Consider the following 16,117-nt stretch of genomic DNA (forward strand, 5'->3'; position numbering starts at 1 on the left):
ACAAGCCCGGCCATGACGCGTCGGGCCTTCCAGGTGCTCTCATGACCTACATTGCAAAGCCGAAATTCCATCATCCGGGCCTCAAGAAGAACGAGCTCGGCTACACCCATCGCGACTACGAAGGCAAGATCTCGACCCTGTGCGCCGGCTGCGGCCATGACTCGATCACGGCGTCGATCATCGAGGCCTGCTACGAGCTTTCGATCGAGCCGCACCGGGTGGCAAAAATCTCGGGTATCGGCTGCTCCTCGAAGACGCCGGACTACTTCCTCGGCAATTCACACGGCTTCAACACCGTGCATGGCCGCATGCCGTCGGTCCTGACCGGCGCCAACCTCGCCAACCGCGATTTGATCTATCTCGGCGTCTCCGGCGACGGCGACTCTGCCTCGATCGGCTTCGGCCAGTTCGCGCATTCGATCCGGCGTGGCGTCAACATGACCTATATCGTCGAGAACAACGGCGTCTATGGCCTGACCAAGGGCCAATTCTCCGCGACCGCCGACCGCGGCTCGAAATCCAAGAAGGGCGCCACCAACACCGACAACGCCATCGACCTCGTCGCGATCGCGCTACAACTGGGCGCCACCTTCGTCGCGCGCTCGTTCTCCGGCGACAAGTCCCAGCTCGTGCCGCTGATCGCGGCGGCGATCGGCCACAAGGGCGCGTCGTTCATCGACGTCATCAGCCCCTGCATCGCCTTCAACAACCACGCCGGCTCGACCAAGAGCTTCGACTATGTCCGCGAGCACAATGACGCGGTGAACCGGCTCGATGTGCTGGTCGGCCGCGACCCCATCGCGGTGGATTACGCACCAGGCACGGTGCAGATGGTCGAACAGCATGATGGCAGCAAGATCGCATTGCGCAAGATCGACGCCGACTACGATCCGCATGACCGGCTCGGTGCCCAGACCTTCCTCCAGAAGCACGCCGCCAAGGGCCAGATCGTCACCGGCCTGCTCTACGTCGATCCCGACGCGGAAGATCTGCACGAGCATCTCAACACGGTGGAGACGCCGCTCAACACGCTGGAAGCGGACACGCTGTGCCCGGGCTCGGCGATGCTGGACAAGTTCAACGCCAGCCTCCGGTGATCATTTGCCGCGCTGAGGCAACGGCCTGACGCGCACCGTGATCTTGTCCGACACGACGGGCGGCTCGAACGGATAGTGCTTGGCATCGCCGAGCACGAGTTGAAGCGTGTGCGTTCCGGGCGGGAGGTCGAGAAGAGTTTCGGTCTGCCCTGCCCCGAAATGCAGATGCGACTTGTCCTGCAAGATCGGCTCCTTGGGATCGACGGGGTCGTTGACGTCGATCAGCAAATGATGATGGCCGGCGTTCTGGTAGTCGTCGCCGGCATGCGTCACGCCCATGTTCCGCAAGCCGAACCGAACCAGAAATCCGCCGCGCACCTTCTGTCCGTCATGCGGGGTGATGAAATAGAGTTTTGCGTCCTTGGGGGCGGTCTTGCCTTGCGAACAAGCGACACCCGGAAGCAATGCAAGCGCCGTCGATAGCGCGATGCAGCGAAGGATTTGCATCAAACCTACTCCAGCACTTAAGGACTGAGCGCGACGCGGAATCCGTGCGTCGGATAACGGACATTGGTATCGTAGCCATCGCGGTTGGACGGCCGCACATATCTCGAATCGTTCTTCCAGGAGCCAGAGCGCAGGACATGAGCGCTGCAGTCCCCGCTGCTCCATGCCGAGCCGTCACCGGGTGCCCCCTGATAGGTTTTGTGCCAGCAGTCCTCGACCCATTGATCGACGCCGCCGCCCATGTCATGCAGTCCGAACGGATTCGGCTTGAAGCTACCGACCTTCGCGGGCTGCTCGGCCGCGAGGTCACCACAATCCTTGCAACCGGCCATGCCTTGCTGAAGCTTGTCGCCCCACCAATATTTTGTCTGCGTTCCGCCGCGCGCGGCATATTCCCATTCGGCTTCGGTCGGAAGCCGGTAGGGCTTCTTCGTCGACCGCACGAGATAGGCCGCATATTGTTGTGCGTCTGACCAGCTCACATTGGTGACCGGCGCATCATCCTTGCCGATGGCCGTGAAGCCGCATACCTTCGCGGCCGCGCATTCGTTCCATTCCTGCACGGTCACCGGATATTTTCCGATCGAGAAGGGTTTGATCGTGACCTGATGGACAGGTCGTTCGGTCGGATCTTCATTGCTTCCCATCGCGAAGCTGCCGCCGCGAATGGCGATCAATTCGGGTTCTCGGACAGCCGTTGCCGATTGGTCGGGCGCCGGGGCGGACGGCGAAGGTGATGAGGCCAACGAGGGCGACGGTTGCGGTGTCGGGCTCGCCGCTTCGCGCGGCGGAGGCTGCGGGATCGGGGACACGCTGGGAGAGACGGCCGGCGCGGCCGCCTGCTCGTTCGTCCTGATCGGCTGCGTCAGCAGGTACCAGAGCACGCCGGCGGCAATGACCAGCAGCGTGATGCTCAAGAGAAAGATGAGGGTATTCTCGCGCCGGCCTCGCGTCGTGCCGACCGCATTTGCGTCCGGCAGCACGCGATAGATGCGCACGGGATCCGTGATGTTCTTGACCTTACGGTCCCCGAGCGACTCATAGCCGCACACCACCTTGTGCTTGATCTGCTCGTAGATCGCGCCCGAGATGTAGACCTGACCAGGCTCCGCAATGCCTTCGATGCGTGTCGCGATGTTGACGCCATCGCCGTAGACATCGTCCGGCTCCACAATAACATCACCCAGATTGACGCCAATCCGGTATTCGATCCGGGTATCTTTCGCGAGCGATGCGTTGCGGCCGATGAGATTCTGCTGAATGACGATGCTGCATCGAACAGCCTCGACGGGACTGTCGAAAATCGCGATGAAGCCGTCGCCCGTCGTCTTCACCAGTGATCCGTGGTGCTCGACGATGCTGGGCTGGATGAGATCCCGTTCGATCCGTTTGACGCGGACGTGCGTGCCTTCCTCGTCGGCCTGCATCAGGCGACTGTAGGAAGCGATATCACCGACGATGATCGCGGCGAGACGACGAGGCATGGGGCCGTGTGAAGGCGGCTCGTCATTCCCGGATCTGAAGTTGCGAATTTCGCCCATCGCGGGGGGACTCCACCAACTACAAAGGCAGTCCCAGCTTACGACTTCCAAACGCGTCTGTCTGTGAAGGCTATCACATCGATGAAGCGGGGCAACGTCGAAGGAATCGCAGGCATCGAGTTCCGAAAGGCGACAGCGTCACCTCGATTGAACCTTCACGATCCCCGCGACGACTAACGCCCTGCATGGAACTATCAGCTCGCTCCGCCCCAGCGATGATCATGTCAGGGACACGCGACGTTGAACGCGTCGCACCCGGGCCGCGTCTACAGCTTACAGCTCAGCTGCGGCGTTCGAGGCCATCATGAAGTTTTCCCTTTTTGCTGCCGTCATTTTTGCCACGTTCATCGGCGCCGCCCGGGCCGAGGAGGCCGAAGACATCCGCGAGGCGGGCAAGACCGAGGCCGAGACCTTCAACGCGCGGATGTACGCAGGCACGCCCGGCAACAAGGCTTATGCCTGCTTCGTCCGCCGCTACGATGCCGAACACCTGGCGCGGCATCCCAAGCAGAAAGTCGCCTTGATGAAGCTGCTGGTCTCCGCGGAATTCGACAGCGAGGACAAGCAGCTGCACAATTCCTTCCGGCTCGGCTTCAAATATCGCCATCGTAGCGGCGATTTCAATTCCGGCGGCTCCTGTAGCCATGTTGTGTTTGTGAAGGACGGGAACGATGTCCGCCTCGGCTGCGGCGTCGACTGCGAGGGCGGCAGCATCGGGGTTGCGCTGTCGAAGGACGATAAATCGACCGTCGTGCGGCTGGTGCGGGTCAGGGTCTGGCAGAACAACAAGCCGGATGACGACGCCGAGCAATCGCTGGTCGCCGGCGCCGACGACGGGATCTTCCGCCTCGACCGCACTGACGCCAGAGAGTGCGCCTCGCTCGTGACCGATCGCAAGGAAGTCGCCGCGCTCCGCCACAAATGATATATCTCAGGCGCAATCGAGGGAGATCGTCATGAACCGCCGGAACATCCTGTGGAGCGCCGTCTCGGCCGTGGGCGCGGCGCTCGGCGCCTCGCGTGCACAAGCCGCCACCGAAGCGAGCACGGGCAGCAAGCTGAAGGTGGTCTATCACCTCAGCGACGCGGAGAAGGTCAATTTCGTGCTCGGCAACATCCAGAACCACATCGACGGCGTCGGCGGTCCTGATCAGGTCACGATCGCGCTGGTGATCCATGGACCGGCGCTGAAGGCGTTTCACGGGGCGCAGGCCAACCCTGACATCAGCAAGCGCGTCAGCGATTTCTCCAAGGACGGCGTCGAGCTCGCCGCGTGCGGCAACACGATGAAGGCGCAGAACGTCACGCTTACGGATCTCTTGCCGGGCTTCGTCAGCGCGGAAAAAGGCGGCGTGGTCCGCCTGGCCGAGCTTCAGTCGCAGGGTTATCTCTATCTGCGGCCGTAAGCAGGTCACTGCGAAAAGGTGAGCTCCCTCCCCCGCTTGCGCGTGAGAGGCGGGGGAGGATGTCTCGCAATCGAGACTTCCCAAGAGAACCCCCAAGAGGAGAAAACCCTCACCCGGCGCTGCGCGCCGACCTCTCCCGCAAGCGGGAGAGGTGCACCGGTGCCCGCGGCAAGTACTGAAATCCGACCGCCCCCTCATCGCGCTTGACATATCATAACCCTATGGTTATGAATTAATCCATAACTTACAGGTTATGGATTTCATGTCCGCCGCTCAAGATCTTCTGTTCAGGACGCTTGCCGATCCGACCCGGCGGGCGATCTTCGAGCGGCTGTGCCGCGAAGGGGAACAGACAGTCGGGGCACTGACGGCGGTATCGGGCGTTTCCCAGCCGGCGGTCTCAAAACATCTTGGCGCGCTGAAGCAGGCCGGGCTGGTGCGCGACCGGCATCAAGGGCGGCAAACGCATTACAGCGCGCAGCCCGGTGCACTCAATCCGCTGATCGACTGGACCGGCCAGATGGCGGGGTTCTGGCAAAACCGGCTCGACGTGCTCGACGATCTCCTGAAGAGGATGGACCAATGACCGAAGCCGCTACCGAGATGCGTTCTGTCGTCATCGAGCGCGAGTTTGCCTTTCCGGCGGAGCGGATCTGGCGCGCGCTGACGCAGCCGCACCTGATCGAGGAATGGCTGATGAAGAACGACTTCAAGCCGACCGTCGGCCATCGCTTCAATCTTCGCGGCGAGTGGGGTGGCGTGCTCGACTGCGAGGTTCTCACCATCGAGCCACAGCGCACGCTCGCCTACACCTGGAATTTCACGCATGACGACGCGGCCTTCGATCTCAAGAGCGTCGTGACCTTCACGCTGACACCGACGGGCGCTGGCACGCAACTGCGCGTCGAGCAAGCCGGCTTCAGCCCGACGCAGAAGCAGGCTTTTGGCGGCGCGCATGCCGGCTGGAAGCAGTTTTTCGCCAAGCTGGACGAGGTGCTGGCGCGGCCTGACTAGCCCAGCCGGCCTCTCTTCAGATCATTTCCAAAGGAGATCCCAATGAGCTCGAACATGTGGATTCGGCAAATCCATCGCTGGCTGTCGATCGCTTTCACGCTCGCCGTCATCGCGAACATCGTCGCCATGATCCAGCAGGTCGAGGCCGCCTGGATCGGCTTCATGGCGCTCGTCCCGCTGATTCCGATGCTGATCACCGGGTTATATTTGTTCGCGCTGCCCTATCTCGGCAAGCGCGACGACGCGCGACGCGAGGCGCGATCATGAAAAAGGCCGTGACCGCGGCGACAGGCAGCGCGAAGGAAGCAAACGGGCCTTCGCCTTCCAAGCTGATCGACGGCAGGATCAAGGAGCTCGGCGACTGGCGCGGCGAGATGCTCAAGCGCATCCGCGGCCTGATCAAGGAGGCCGATCCTGACATTGTCGAGGAGTGGAAATGGCGCGGCGTGCCCGTGTGGGAGCACGACGGCATCATCTGCACGGGGGAGACCTACAAGGCCGTCGTGAAGATGACGTTTGCCAAGGGCGCGGCGCTGGATGACCCGACCGGGCTGTTCAATTCCAGCCTCGAGGGCAATGTGCGGCGCGCGATCGATATTCGCGAAGGCGAGAAAATCAATGAGAAGGCGTTGAAGGCCCTCATCCGCGCAGCGGCGGCCCTGAACACGAGCAAGGTCAAGAAGAAGCCGGCCAAGAAGCGCTCGGCGTAGACGGCGGCGTCAGGCCGCCACCGGAATCGGGCGCGGGCTCACGACATATTCGCGCAAGACCTTGTCGTTGGCGTCGACCTCGATCAGCGCGACGTCGTAGGTCCAGAGATCGGCGAGGTGCTGGAGCACCCGCTTGGCATCGGTCTCGTTGAGCTGCGAGCCCTTGATGACGTGGTGATGCAGGATCAGGCGGCGGTCGCCGGAGAGATCGACGTCGACCACCTCGATATTGGCGTCGATGTAGCCGACATCATGCTGCCGCGCCAATTCGCGCCGCACGCGGCGGAAGCCGCGCTCGTCGTGGATGGCATCGACGCGAATGCCGGCGCGCTCCTCGGGATCGTCGTGCAGATGGAACATGCGAAGTTGCCGCATCAGCTTCGGGCTCAGGAATTGGGCGATGAAGCTTTCATCGCGGTAGTTCGCCCAGACGTCGCGCAGCACGCCCATCACGTCGTTCTTGCCGGCGATGTCGGGGAACCACTCACGATCCTCGTCCGCGGGATTTGTGACGATGCGCTCGATGTCCTGCATCATTGCGAAGCCGAGCGCGTAGGGGTTAAACCCGGAGAAGCGCTGGTCGTCGAATTCGGGCTGGAACACGACGTTGGTGTGTGACTGCAGGAATTCGAGGAAATTGCCGTCGCTGATGCGGCCCTGCTGATGCAGCTTGGTCATGATGCGATAGTGGACGTAGGTCGCCGTCCCCTCGTTCATCACCTTGGTCTGGCTCTGCGGATAGAAATATTGCGCGATGTGGCGGACGATGCGCAACAGCTCGCGCTGCCATGGCGCCAGGCGCGGCGCGCTTTTCTCCAGGAAATACAGCAGGTTTTCCTGCGGCAGGCCGAGCAGCTTGCGGCGCCGTTCGAGGGAGATGGCTGACCGGGTCTTCGACGCCCCCTTGGGCACCGTGCGCCAGAGATCGTTGAAGACCTCCTCTTCGTGCTGGCGGCGACGGCCGGCACGCTTCTCTTCCTCGCGCAAATCCAGCTTCTTCTTGCCGGGATAGCGGTCGATGCCGTGCGACATCAGCGCATGCGCGGCATCCAAAGTGCGCTCGACCTCGACGCGACCGTAGCGCTCCTCGCAGCTCATCACATACTTCTTGGCGAAGTCGAGGTAGTCCAGAATACCGTCGGCGTCGGTCCACTGCTTGAACAGATAATTGTTCTTGAAGAAGTGGTTGTGGCCGAAGGCGGCGTGGGCAATCACCAGCGTCTGCATCGTCGCCGTGTTCTCCTCCATCAGATAGGAGATGCAGGGCGAGGAGTTGATCACGATTTCATAGGCAAGCCCCATCAGTCCCTTGCGATAGGACGCCTCGTGATACGCGAACTGCTTGCCGAACGACCAATGCTTGTAGAACAGGGGCATGCCGACCGACGAATAGGCATCCAGCATCTGCTCGGCGGTGATCACCTCGATCTGGTTCGGATAGACGTCGAGCCCGAGATCCTTGGTCGCCACCTCTTCGCAGGCATCGGTGATGCGCTGCAAGATGTGAAAATCCCAATCGGCGCCTTCGAACAAGCGTTCCGTCATGGAGCGGTCTTCTCCTGGGCAGTTTCGCGGCGCTGGAACAAATCGTGGAACACCGGAAAAATCTCGCTGCGCTCGCTGACCTTGCGCATCGAGAGCGGTTCGCCGCTGTTGCGCAGGCGCTCGTAGAGGGTCCAGAGCGAGGAGTCGGAGAGATCGAAGGCGCTGCCGCCTGATTCCCCGACCTCGAGATAGGCGAAGAATTGGCAGATCGGCAGGATCTTGTCGGTCAACAGCATGCCCGTGAGCTCGCCGTCGGAATAGGAATTGTCGCCGTCGGAGGCTTGTGCGGCGTAGATATTCCAGTCCGACGGATTGAAGCGCTCGCGCACGATCTCGTGCATCGCCTGGAGCGCGCTGGAAACCAGCGTGCCGCCGGAGGCCGGACCGTAGAAGAAGGTCTGCTCGTCCACTTCCTCGGCGCGGTCGGTGTGGCGAATGAAGACGATCTCGACATGCTTGTAGCGGCGCTTCAGGAACACGTAGAGCAGCATGTAGAAGCGCTTTGCGAGATCCTTCATGTGCTCGGACATCGAGCCCGACACGTCCATCAGGCAGAACATCACGGCCTGCGCAACGGGCTTGGGCACCGTCTCGAAGCGGCGGTAGCGGATGTCGAGCGGATCGATGAAGGGAATGCGCTTGATCTTCGCTTTCAGCTTTTCCAGCTGGGCGAGAAGCACCACACGCTCGTCCTCATCCGTGCATGCGGCGATTGCGGCTTCCAGCTCCTCGATCTCGTCCTTGCGGGGACGTTTGAGCGCGATGCGGCGTGCCAGCGCGAGCCGCACCGTTCGGCTGACCGAAATATTGGCCGGCGAGCCGGACGTGGTATAGCCGGCGCGCTGGATGCCCTCGCTCTCGGTGTGCGCGATCTTGCGCTTGGCAAGGTCCGGCAGTTCGAGATCGTCGAGGAAGAGATCGACGAACTCGTCGCGGCTCAGCACGAAGCGGAAGGCGTCCTCGCTGTCGCCTTCGCCCGGCCCGGAATCCTTGGCGCTGCCCTGGCCGGAGCGCTGGAGATAGTCGCCCTCGATGAACTTCTTGTTCCCGGGCAATACCATGTCGCGCGTTCCGCCGTCGCGGCGGAAACGCGGCTCGTGCATGCCGTCGAGCGGGATCGTGACCTCACCACCCTCCAGGACATCCTTGATGTCGCGTTCCTGCGAGGTCTTCTTGACGGCGCCCTGCACCAGGGATTTGGCCCGACGCAAGAACCGCTGCCGGTTCTCAAGACTCTTGCCGCCTGGATTCAGACGCCTGTCAATAATGTGAATGGGCACTTTTCCATCCGCCTCAACCGGCCTGCTTCACGCGCATGTACCATTCGACGAGCCGGCGAACCTGACGCTCGGTGTAGCCGCGCTCCACCATGCGTGCGACGAACTCGCCGTGCTTCTTTTCCGTCTCGCCGTCCTTCTTCGATCCGAAAGAGATGACCGGAAGCAGGTCCTCGACCTGAGAGAATATCCGCTTTTCGATCACATCGCGAATCTTCTCATAGGAGATCCAGGTCGGATTCTTGCCACCGTTCTGGGCGCGCGACCGTAACGAGAATTTGACCACCTCGTTGCGGAAATCCTTCGGATTGGCGATGCCCGCCGGCTTCTCGATTTTGGTCAATTCCTGGTTCAACAGTTCGCGATCAAGCAGCTGGCCGGTGTCGGCATCCTTGAAATCCTGGTCCTCGATCCAGGCATCGGCGTAGTCGACGTAACGGTCGAACAGGTTCTGGCCATAGTCCGAGTAGGATTCGAGATAGGCCTTCTGGATCTCGTTGCCGATGAACTCGGCATAGCGCGGTGCGAGATCCGCCTTGATGAATTCGAGATAGCGCTTCTCGACTTCCTCGGGCAGCTGCTCGCGTTTGATCGACTGCTCCAGCGCGTACATCAGATGCACGGCGTCGGCGGCGACTTCCTGCGGATCATGGTTGAAGGTGGCAGCCAGGATCTTGAAAGCGAAGCGCGTGGAGACACCGTCCATGCCCTCGTCGACGCCGGCGGCGTCGCGATATTCCTGGACGCTGCGCGCCTTCGGATCGGATTCCTTCAGGCTCTCGCCGTCGTAAACCCGCATCTTGGCGAACACCGTGGAATTTTCGTGCTTGCGCAGACGCGACATCACCGAGAACCGGGCCATCGTCTCTAGCGTCGAAGGGGCGCACGGTGCGGCCGCGAGCTCGGAGCCCTGGATCAGCTTCTCGTAGATCTTCTGCTCTTCGGTGATCCGCAGGCAATAAGGCACCTTGATCACGCAGATGCGGTCGATGAAGGCCTCGTTGTTCTTGTTGGCCTTGAAGCTCGACCACTCGGCTTCGTTGGAGTGGGCGAGGATGACGCCGGTGAACGGAATCGCGCCGATATTCTCCGTGCCGATATAGTTGCCTTCCTGCGTTGCCGTCAGCAGCGGGTGCAGCATCTTGATCGGCGCCTTGAACATTTCGACGAATTCGAGGATGCCCTGGTTGGCGCGGTTGAGGCCGCCCGAATAGCTGTAGGCATCGGGATCGTTCTGCGCGTAAGTCTCGAGCTTGCGGATATCGACCTTGCCGACCAGCGAGGAGATGTCCTGGTTGTTCTCGTCACCGGGCTCGGTCTTGGCGACCGCGATCTGGCGCAGCCGCGACGGTTGGATCTTGGCGACCCGAAACTGGGAAATGTCACCGCCGAAGGCTTCGAGCCGCTTGTAGCACCACGGGCTCATCAGGCCGGTGAGGCGGCGGCGCGGAATGCCGTATTTCTCTTCCAGCATCGGGCCGAGCTGATCCGGATCGAACAGGCTGAGCGGGCTTTCGAACACCGGGCTCAACTCGTCGCCGGCCTTGAGCACGTAGATCGGATGCACTTCCATCAGCGACTTCAGCCGCTCGGCAAGCGAGGATTTGCCGCCGCCGACCGGACCGAGCAGATAGAGTATCTGCTTGCGCTCTTCGAGGCCCTGCGCTGCGTGACGGAAGAAACCGACGATGCGCTCGATGGTTTCTTCCATGCCATAAAAACCGGCGAAGGCCGGATAGGTGCGGATCGTGCGGTTCAAAAAAATACGGCCAAGGCGTGGGTCCTTGGCCGTGTCAATCGTCTGGGGCTCGCCGATCGCCGCGAGTAATCGTTCGGCCGCGTTCGCGTATTTCATGGGATCGCTTCGACACGATTCCAGATATTCCGCCATCGACATGTCGTGCTGGCTTCTCGCCTCGAACGACTTAGCGAAAGCGTTGAATAGAGAATCGTTGTACATGATCCCTCTCCGCGTGAGTTCCGCTACGAGCTGAAACGAAAGCAGTTACCGGACCGTTCCTCAGGCCGGATCGAATCAGCGTGAGCACATGACGATCATTGGACACCCTGGTGTCGACTCGACGCAACGCACAACGTAGGCACTCGTTGGGTTACGAACAGGCACCTGCCCGTAATTTGTGCGAATCTCTATCTATATTGGCCTATTTCCAGAAAATGTCACTCGGTCGCAACATCCGGGCGTTACCGGGGATGAGCCTATCCTGCCCGGCACCATAGCGATCCGCGAGCGGCGATCTTATGACGCTTGTACGGCGAAGCCTTGGGTGCCGCGTTCATCTTCCTGCTGCAATGCAGTGGCCGGACTGCTGGCGGCGTGACAGTCGCGGCAAGCGCGCAGCAGTGTATCAAAATCGGTCGCCAAACCCTCCGACCGGATGACAATCCGACCGTTCTGCCGATTGTCCTGCGCACAACGGGCCAAGTTGGGGATGGTGCAGAGCTGCCGCTGCAAGGCCGGCGTCGGCGTCAGCACGATCATCTTGCGCCCGCGGCGTTCTTCAGCCGAAATCTCCGCGATCGAGTCCCACAGCAGAAATTCATTGCCGATGCGGAGATCTCGGATGCCGTAGGGGGTAACGATTACCACCGGCCCCCGTTCGGCTGGGAGCATCCAGATCAGCCAGCACGTGATCGGACCGAACACCGCGACGCCCGCATAGCCCATTGTGGTATCGTAGTCGCTCATACCGCCCCACCAAGCGAGGGCCAGACCTGCGCTGAGCAGTGTCACGGCGAAACCCGCCGCGACCAGCAGCCGCAGTTGGGTCTTGCATAGACTGATTTCGAGATCGTTGGAGGCGTCGACGCATCCGGCCCGCGTGACCGATTGCGGGCTGTCAGCGACAGCGAGCGCCAGGCCATCATGATCTGCGTGCATGCTTTCCCCCAGCATGGCCATTCGCGACCGAGCCACAATGCATCAGGCGGACCGGAATCCGCCGATCGTACTCCGCGCAGCCACTAGCGACGAGGTTAGGCAGCTGACGCTACGCAACGAGCCCCCGGCCGATTCCCGCGGCCAACGACTTTTTACGTAACTCGGCTCCTTCACCAGGATCGCCATGATGGCGACGGAGTTACACTGGAGGGTATGACGTCCATACCCTTGAATGGTTCCCTCAAGGAAGCATGTAAGCTAGAGGATAGCGCGTCAGGACCGGCGCGGAAACCCCTCGCCCGCAGGCTTGGAGATAAATAAGCAGCATGAATCCCGTCAAAGAACTGGAAAAGCACGGACAAGCCGTCTGGCTGGACTTCCTGGCCCGTGGCTTCATCGCCAAGGGCGACCTGAAGCGGCTGATCGACACCGACGGCGTCAAGGGCGTCACCTCCAATCCATCGATCTTCGAGAAGGCGATCGGCAGCTCGGACGAGTACGACGCGCAGATCGGCAGGGCGTTGAAGCGCGGCGATCGATCGGTCGCCGACCTGTTCGAGGCTGTCGCGGTCGAGGACATCCAGAACGCCGCCGATGTGCTGCGCCCGGTGTATGACCGCCTCAGGGGAGACGACGGATATGTCAGCCTGGAGGTCTCGCCCTATCTGGCGATGGACACAGGCAGCACGGTCGCCGAGGCGCGGCGGCTCTGGAAGGACGTCAACCGCAAGAACCTGATGGTGAAGGTGCCGGCGACACCGGAGGGCCTGCCCGCGATCGAAACGCTCATCGGCGACGGCATCAGCATCAACATCACGCTGCTGTTCTCCAGGGACTTCTATCTGCAAGTCGCCGAGGCCTATCTCGCCGGCCTGGAGAAATACGTCGCAGGTGGCGGCGACCCCTCGCACGTGGCGAGCGTGGCGAGCTTCTTCGTCAGCCGCATCGATTTGGTGGTCGACAAGCAGCTCGATGAAAAAATCGCTCGCGCCAACGACCCGAGCGAAAAGGAACGGCTCGCCGCGCTGAAGGGCAAGGTCGCGATCGCCAACGCCAAGGTCGCCTATCAGGACTACAAGCGGCTGTTCTCGGGTCCCCGCTGGGACAAGCTCGCCGCCAAGGGCGCCAAGCCGCAGCGCATGTTGTGGGCCTCGACCGGCACCAAGAACAAGGACTACAGCGACGTCCTCTATGTCGAGGAATTGATCGGTCCCAACACCATCAACACCGTGCCGCCGGCGACGCTGGATGCGTTCCGCGACCACGGCACGCCGCGCGACAGCCTTGAAGAGAATGTCGACGACGCCCGCCGCGTGCTGGAAGAGCTGGAGCGCTCCGGCGTCTCGCTCGATGCCGTCACCGAAGAGCTCGTCAAGGACGGCGTCAAGCAGTTTGCCGATGCCGCCGACAAGCTCTATGGCGCGGTCGCCCACAAGCGCGCCACCGTGCTCGGGCCCGCGATCGACCGCCAGCTTCTCTCGCTCGGCGACGGTCTCGGCAAGGCCGTGGCCAAGAGCACCGAGGAATGGCGGGCCTCTGCCAAGATCCGCAGGCTGTGGCAGCGCGACAAATCGGTTTGGACCGGAAGCGACGAGGACAAATGGCTCGGCTGGCTCGACAGCGCCGCCAAAGCCGACGTCGCCGATTATGAAGACTACGCAAACCGCGTGAAGGGCCAGAAGTTCTCCGACGCCGTCGTGCTCGGCATGGGCGGTTCGAGCCTTGGTCCCGAGGTGCTGGCCGAGACGTTCGCGCGGAAGTCCGGCTTCCCGAAGCTGCACGTGCTGGATTCCACCGATCCGGCGCAGGTGCGGGCGATGGAGGCCAGGATCGACATCGCCAACACCGTGTTCATCGTCTCCAGCAAATCCGGCGGCACCACCGAGCCTAACGCGATGAAGGATTATTTCCATGAGCGCGTCGCGCAGGCCCTCGGCCCGAAGGCCAAGACCGGCTTCCGCTTCGTCGCGGTGACCGATCCCGGCTCGTCTCTGGAGACGGCGGCGAAGAAGCTGAACTATGCCCGCATCTTCCACGGCGAGCCCTCCATCGGCGGACGTTATTCGGTGCTCTCGCCGTTCGGCCTGGTGCCGGCGGCAACCGCGGGCGTCGATATCAAGACCTTCGTCAAGCACGCGCTTGCGATGGTCCGCTCCTGCGGACCGGACGTGCCGCCAAGCGAAAACCCGGGCGTGCAGCTCGGCCTTGCCATGGGCCTCGCGGCGCTCGAAGGCCGCGACAAGGTGACGATCCTGTCGTCGAAGAAGATCGCCGATTTCGGCGCCTGGGCCGAACAGCTCATCGCGGAATCGACGGGCAAGGACGGCAAGGGCCTGATCCCGATCGACGCCGAGCCGCTGGGCGAACCCGCGGTCTATGGCAATGACCGGCTCTTCATCGACATCCGTATCGAGGGCGAGGCGGACGCCGCCCACGACTCGAAGCTTGCCGCGGTCGAAGCTGCCGGCCATCCCGTGGTGCGCATCACAATGAAGTCGATCGACCATCTCGGCCAGGAGTTCTTTCGCTTCGAGATGGCAACGGCGGTGGCGGGCAGCATCCTCGGCATCAATCCGTTCGACCAGCCGGACGTCGAAGCGGCCAAGATCAAGACCCGCGAGCTCACCGCGTCGTTCGAGAAAACCGGGGCGCTGCCGGCGGAGCAGCCGGTGGTCAGCACGGATGAAGCCGATCTCTACACCGACGAGACAAACGCCACGGCGTTGCGCGCTGCCGGCGCCAACGGCGACCTGACCTCATGGCTGAAGGCGCATCTGTCGCGCTCCAACGATGGCGATTATGTCGCCCTGCTCGGCTACATCGCGCGCGACAAGGCGACGATCGAGGCACTGCAAACCATGCGGCTCGAAGTGCGCGAGAAGCGGCACGTCGCAACCTGCGCCGAGTTTGGACCGCGTTTCCTGCACTCGACCGGGCAAGCCTACAAGGGCGGGCCCGATAGCGGCGTATTCCTCCAGATCACTGCCGACGACGCCAAGGACTTGCCCGTGCCGGGCCAGAAGGCAAGCTTCGGCGTCATCAAGGCAGCACAGGCGCGCGGCGACTTCGACGTGCTCACCGAGCGCGGCCGGCGCGCGCTGCGGGTCCACCTGAAGGGCGGGCTCAAGAGAGGCCTCGCTGCGCTCAACGCGGCGCTTAACGACGCGCTGAATTAAAGGAATCTCTCAGATGCAACTCGGCATGATCGGTCTCGGCCGGATGGGCGGCAACATCGTTCGCCGGCTGATGCGCCACGGCCATTCGACCGTGGTTTACGACAAGGACGCCAAGGCCGTCGCCGGCCTCGCCGCAGACGGCGCGGTTGGCTCCGCGACGCTGGAGGAGTTCATCTCGAAACTCGCGCGGCCGCGTACGGCCTGGGTGATGCTGCCGGCCGGTCACATCACCGAGACCACGATCGACACGATCACGGGCGTGATGCAGGAAGGCGACGTCATCATCGACGGCGGCAACACCTTCTGGCAGGACGACGTCCGCCGCGGCAAGGCGCTGAAGACGCGCGGCATCCACTATGTCGACGTCGGCACCTCCGGCGGCGTCTGGGGCCTCGACCGCGGCTATTGCATGATGATCGGCGGCGAGAAACAGGTGGTCGACCGGCTCGATCCGATCTTCGCCGCGCTCGCACCCGGCGCCGGCGACATTCCGCGCACGGAGGGACGCGAGGGACGCGATTCCCGAATCGAGCAAGGCTACATCCATGCCGGCCCTGTCGGCGCCGGGCATTTCGTCAAGATGATCCACAACGGCATCGAATACGGACTGATGCAGGCCTATGCCGAAGGTTTTGACATCCTCAAGAACGCCAGCATCGAGGCGTTGCCGGCGGATCATCGTTACGATTTCGATCTCGCCGATATCGCCGAAGTGTGGCGACGCGGCTCCGTGATTCCGTCCTGGCTGCTCGACCTCACCTCGACGGCACTCGCCGACAGCCCGGCGCTGACGGAATATTCCGGCTTCGTTGAAGATTCCGGCGAAGGACGCTGGACCGTGAACGCGGCGATCGACGAGGCCGTGCCGGCCGAAGTTTTGACGGCAGCGCTCTACACACGTTTCCGTTCGCGGCAACAACACACTTTCGCCGAGAAAATTCTCTCCGCGATGCGCGCGGGTTTTGGCGGCCACAAGGAGCCGAAGTCCAAATAAGAAGTCCGAGT

At 62.3% G+C, this 16,117-nt stretch carries 15 protein-coding genes; 9 read left to right on the forward strand and 6 right to left on the reverse strand.

Going from position 1 to position 16,117, the window contains the following annotated elements; translation table 11 throughout:
- The first annotated feature begins 41 nt into the window (after nt 1-41).
- Nucleotides 42-1,097: a 2-oxoacid:ferredoxin oxidoreductase subunit beta gene (locus tag ABIB06_RS32935; protein WP_247339269.1), complete on the forward strand. Its 1,056-nt coding sequence runs from the start codon at nt 42-44 to the stop codon at nt 1,095-1,097.
- On the opposite strand, the gene ABIB06_RS32940 is transcribed toward ABIB06_RS32935, so the two are convergent.
- Complete coding sequence (locus ABIB06_RS32940; RefSeq protein WP_354051977.1) at nt 1,098-1,544, reverse strand: DUF4399 domain-containing protein; 447 nt, start codon at nt 1,542-1,544, stop codon at nt 1,098-1,100.
- Between the two features lie 17 nt (nt 1,545-1,561).
- Nucleotides 1,562-3,085: an SUMF1/EgtB/PvdO family nonheme iron enzyme gene (locus tag ABIB06_RS32945; RefSeq protein ID WP_354051975.1), complete on the reverse strand. Its 1,524-nt coding sequence runs from the start codon at nt 3,083-3,085 to the stop codon at nt 1,562-1,564.
- A gap of 304 nt (nt 3,086-3,389) precedes the next feature.
- Here ABIB06_RS32945 and ABIB06_RS32950 point away from each other — a divergent pair, with 304 nt between their 5' ends.
- The 6 genes from ABIB06_RS32950 (at nt 3,390) to ABIB06_RS32975 (ending at nt 6,215) form a co-directional block, all read left to right on the forward strand.
- Nucleotides 3,390-4,010, forward strand: coding sequence for a hypothetical protein (locus ABIB06_RS32950; protein WP_354051973.1), 621 nt, complete (start codon nt 3,390-3,392; stop codon nt 4,008-4,010).
- A 31-nt stretch (nt 4,011-4,041) separates the two neighbouring features.
- Entirely contained in the window at nt 4,042-4,491 is a 450-nt protein-coding gene (locus tag ABIB06_RS32955) for a DsrE family protein (RefSeq protein WP_247339280.1), read from the forward strand.
- A 262-nt stretch (nt 4,492-4,753) separates the two neighbouring features.
- A complete protein-coding gene (locus tag ABIB06_RS32960; RefSeq protein ID WP_354052003.1) occupies nt 4,754-5,077 on the forward strand; it encodes an ArsR/SmtB family transcription factor in 324 nt (107 codons plus the stop codon).
- On the forward strand, nt 5,074-5,505 hold the full coding sequence (locus ABIB06_RS32965) for an SRPBCC family protein (RefSeq protein WP_354051971.1): 432 nt from the start codon (nt 5,074-5,076) through the stop codon (nt 5,503-5,505). The genes ABIB06_RS32960 and ABIB06_RS32965 overlap by 4 nt, the downstream gene beginning before the upstream one ends.
- A gap of 42 nt (nt 5,506-5,547) precedes the next feature.
- Complete coding sequence (locus ABIB06_RS32970) at nt 5,548-5,772, forward strand: hypothetical protein (protein ID WP_354051969.1); 225 nt, start codon at nt 5,548-5,550, stop codon at nt 5,770-5,772.
- The gene (locus ABIB06_RS32975; protein ID WP_354051968.1) at nt 5,769-6,215 is read left to right on the forward strand and encodes a DUF1801 domain-containing protein; all 447 of its coding nucleotides are present in this window, start codon (nt 5,769-5,771) and stop codon (nt 6,213-6,215) included. The genes ABIB06_RS32970 and ABIB06_RS32975 overlap by 4 nt, the downstream gene beginning before the upstream one ends.
- 9 nt (nt 6,216-6,224) lie before the next feature.
- Here the strand turns inward: ABIB06_RS32975 and ABIB06_RS32980 are convergent, their stop codons facing one another.
- The 4 genes from ABIB06_RS32980 to ABIB06_RS32995 form a co-directional block, all read right to left on the reverse strand.
- Nucleotides 6,225-7,760 (reverse strand): SpoVR family protein, encoded by a 1,536-nt coding sequence (locus ABIB06_RS32980; protein ID WP_354051966.1) that lies wholly within the window; start codon nt 7,758-7,760, stop codon nt 6,225-6,227.
- A complete protein-coding gene (locus ABIB06_RS32985) occupies nt 7,757-9,034 on the reverse strand; it encodes a YeaH/YhbH family protein (protein WP_247350891.1) in 1,278 nt (425 codons plus the stop codon). Before ABIB06_RS32985 ends, ABIB06_RS32980 begins: the two co-directional genes overlap by 4 nt.
- Nucleotides 9,035-9,053: 19 nt before the next feature.
- Nucleotides 9,054-10,997: a PrkA family serine protein kinase gene (locus tag ABIB06_RS32990; protein ID WP_247350872.1), complete on the reverse strand. Its 1,944-nt coding sequence runs from the start codon at nt 10,995-10,997 to the stop codon at nt 9,054-9,056.
- A 297-nt stretch (nt 10,998-11,294) separates the two neighbouring features.
- On the reverse strand, nt 11,295-11,957 hold the full coding sequence (locus tag ABIB06_RS32995) for an STM3941 family protein (protein ID WP_354051964.1): 663 nt from the start codon (nt 11,955-11,957) through the stop codon (nt 11,295-11,297).
- 305 nt (nt 11,958-12,262) lie between these two features.
- Here ABIB06_RS32995 and ABIB06_RS33000 point away from each other — a divergent pair, with 305 nt between their 5' ends.
- Complete coding sequence (locus ABIB06_RS33000) at nt 12,263-15,112, forward strand: bifunctional transaldolase/phosoglucose isomerase (protein WP_354051963.1); 2,850 nt, start codon at nt 12,263-12,265, stop codon at nt 15,110-15,112.
- 13 nt (nt 15,113-15,125) lie between these two features.
- Entirely contained in the window at nt 15,126-16,106 is a 981-nt protein-coding gene (gnd, locus tag ABIB06_RS33005; protein ID WP_354051961.1) for a phosphogluconate dehydrogenase (NAD(+)-dependent, decarboxylating), read from the forward strand.
- Nucleotides 16,107-16,117 lie beyond the last annotated feature (11 nt).

The organism is Bradyrhizobium sp. LB8.2 (assembly GCF_040548035.1).
GTDB lineage: Bacteria > Pseudomonadota > Alphaproteobacteria > Rhizobiales > Xanthobacteraceae > Bradyrhizobium.

Coding starts and splice junctions, on each gene's coding strand:
- ABIB06_RS32960 (WP_354052003.1), top strand. CDS start 4,754: ATGTCCGCCGCTCAAGATCTTCTGTTCAGGACGCTTGCCGATCCGACC.
- ABIB06_RS32940 (WP_354051977.1), bottom strand. CDS start 1,544: ATGCAAATCCTTCGCTGCATCGCGCTATCGACGGCGCTTGCATTGCTT.
- ABIB06_RS32935 (WP_247339269.1), top strand. CDS start 42: ATGACCTACATTGCAAAGCCGAAATTCCATCATCCGGGCCTCAAGAAG.
- gnd (WP_354051961.1), top strand. CDS start 15,126: ATGCAACTCGGCATGATCGGTCTCGGCCGGATGGGCGGCAACATCGTT.
- ABIB06_RS32945 (WP_354051975.1), bottom strand. CDS start 3,085: ATGGGCGAAATTCGCAACTTCAGATCCGGGAATGACGAGCCGCCTTCA.
- ABIB06_RS32965 (WP_354051971.1), top strand. CDS start 5,074: ATGACCGAAGCCGCTACCGAGATGCGTTCTGTCGTCATCGAGCGCGAG.
- ABIB06_RS32990 (WP_247350872.1), bottom strand. CDS start 10,997: ATGTACAACGATTCTCTATTCAACGCTTTCGCTAAGTCGTTCGAGGCG.
- ABIB06_RS32995 (WP_354051964.1), bottom strand. CDS start 11,957: ATGGCCATGCTGGGGGAAAGCATGCACGCAGATCATGATGGCCTGGCG.
- ABIB06_RS32975 (WP_354051968.1), top strand. CDS start 5,769: ATGAAAAAGGCCGTGACCGCGGCGACAGGCAGCGCGAAGGAAGCAAAC.
- ABIB06_RS32970 (WP_354051969.1), top strand. CDS start 5,548: ATGAGCTCGAACATGTGGATTCGGCAAATCCATCGCTGGCTGTCGATC.
- ABIB06_RS33000 (WP_354051963.1), top strand. CDS start 12,263: ATGAATCCCGTCAAAGAACTGGAAAAGCACGGACAAGCCGTCTGGCTG.
- ABIB06_RS32950 (WP_354051973.1), top strand. CDS start 3,390: ATGAAGTTTTCCCTTTTTGCTGCCGTCATTTTTGCCACGTTCATCGGC.
- ABIB06_RS32980 (WP_354051966.1), bottom strand. CDS start 7,760: ATGACGGAACGCTTGTTCGAAGGCGCCGATTGGGATTTTCACATCTTG.
- ABIB06_RS32955 (WP_247339280.1), top strand. CDS start 4,042: ATGAACCGCCGGAACATCCTGTGGAGCGCCGTCTCGGCCGTGGGCGCG.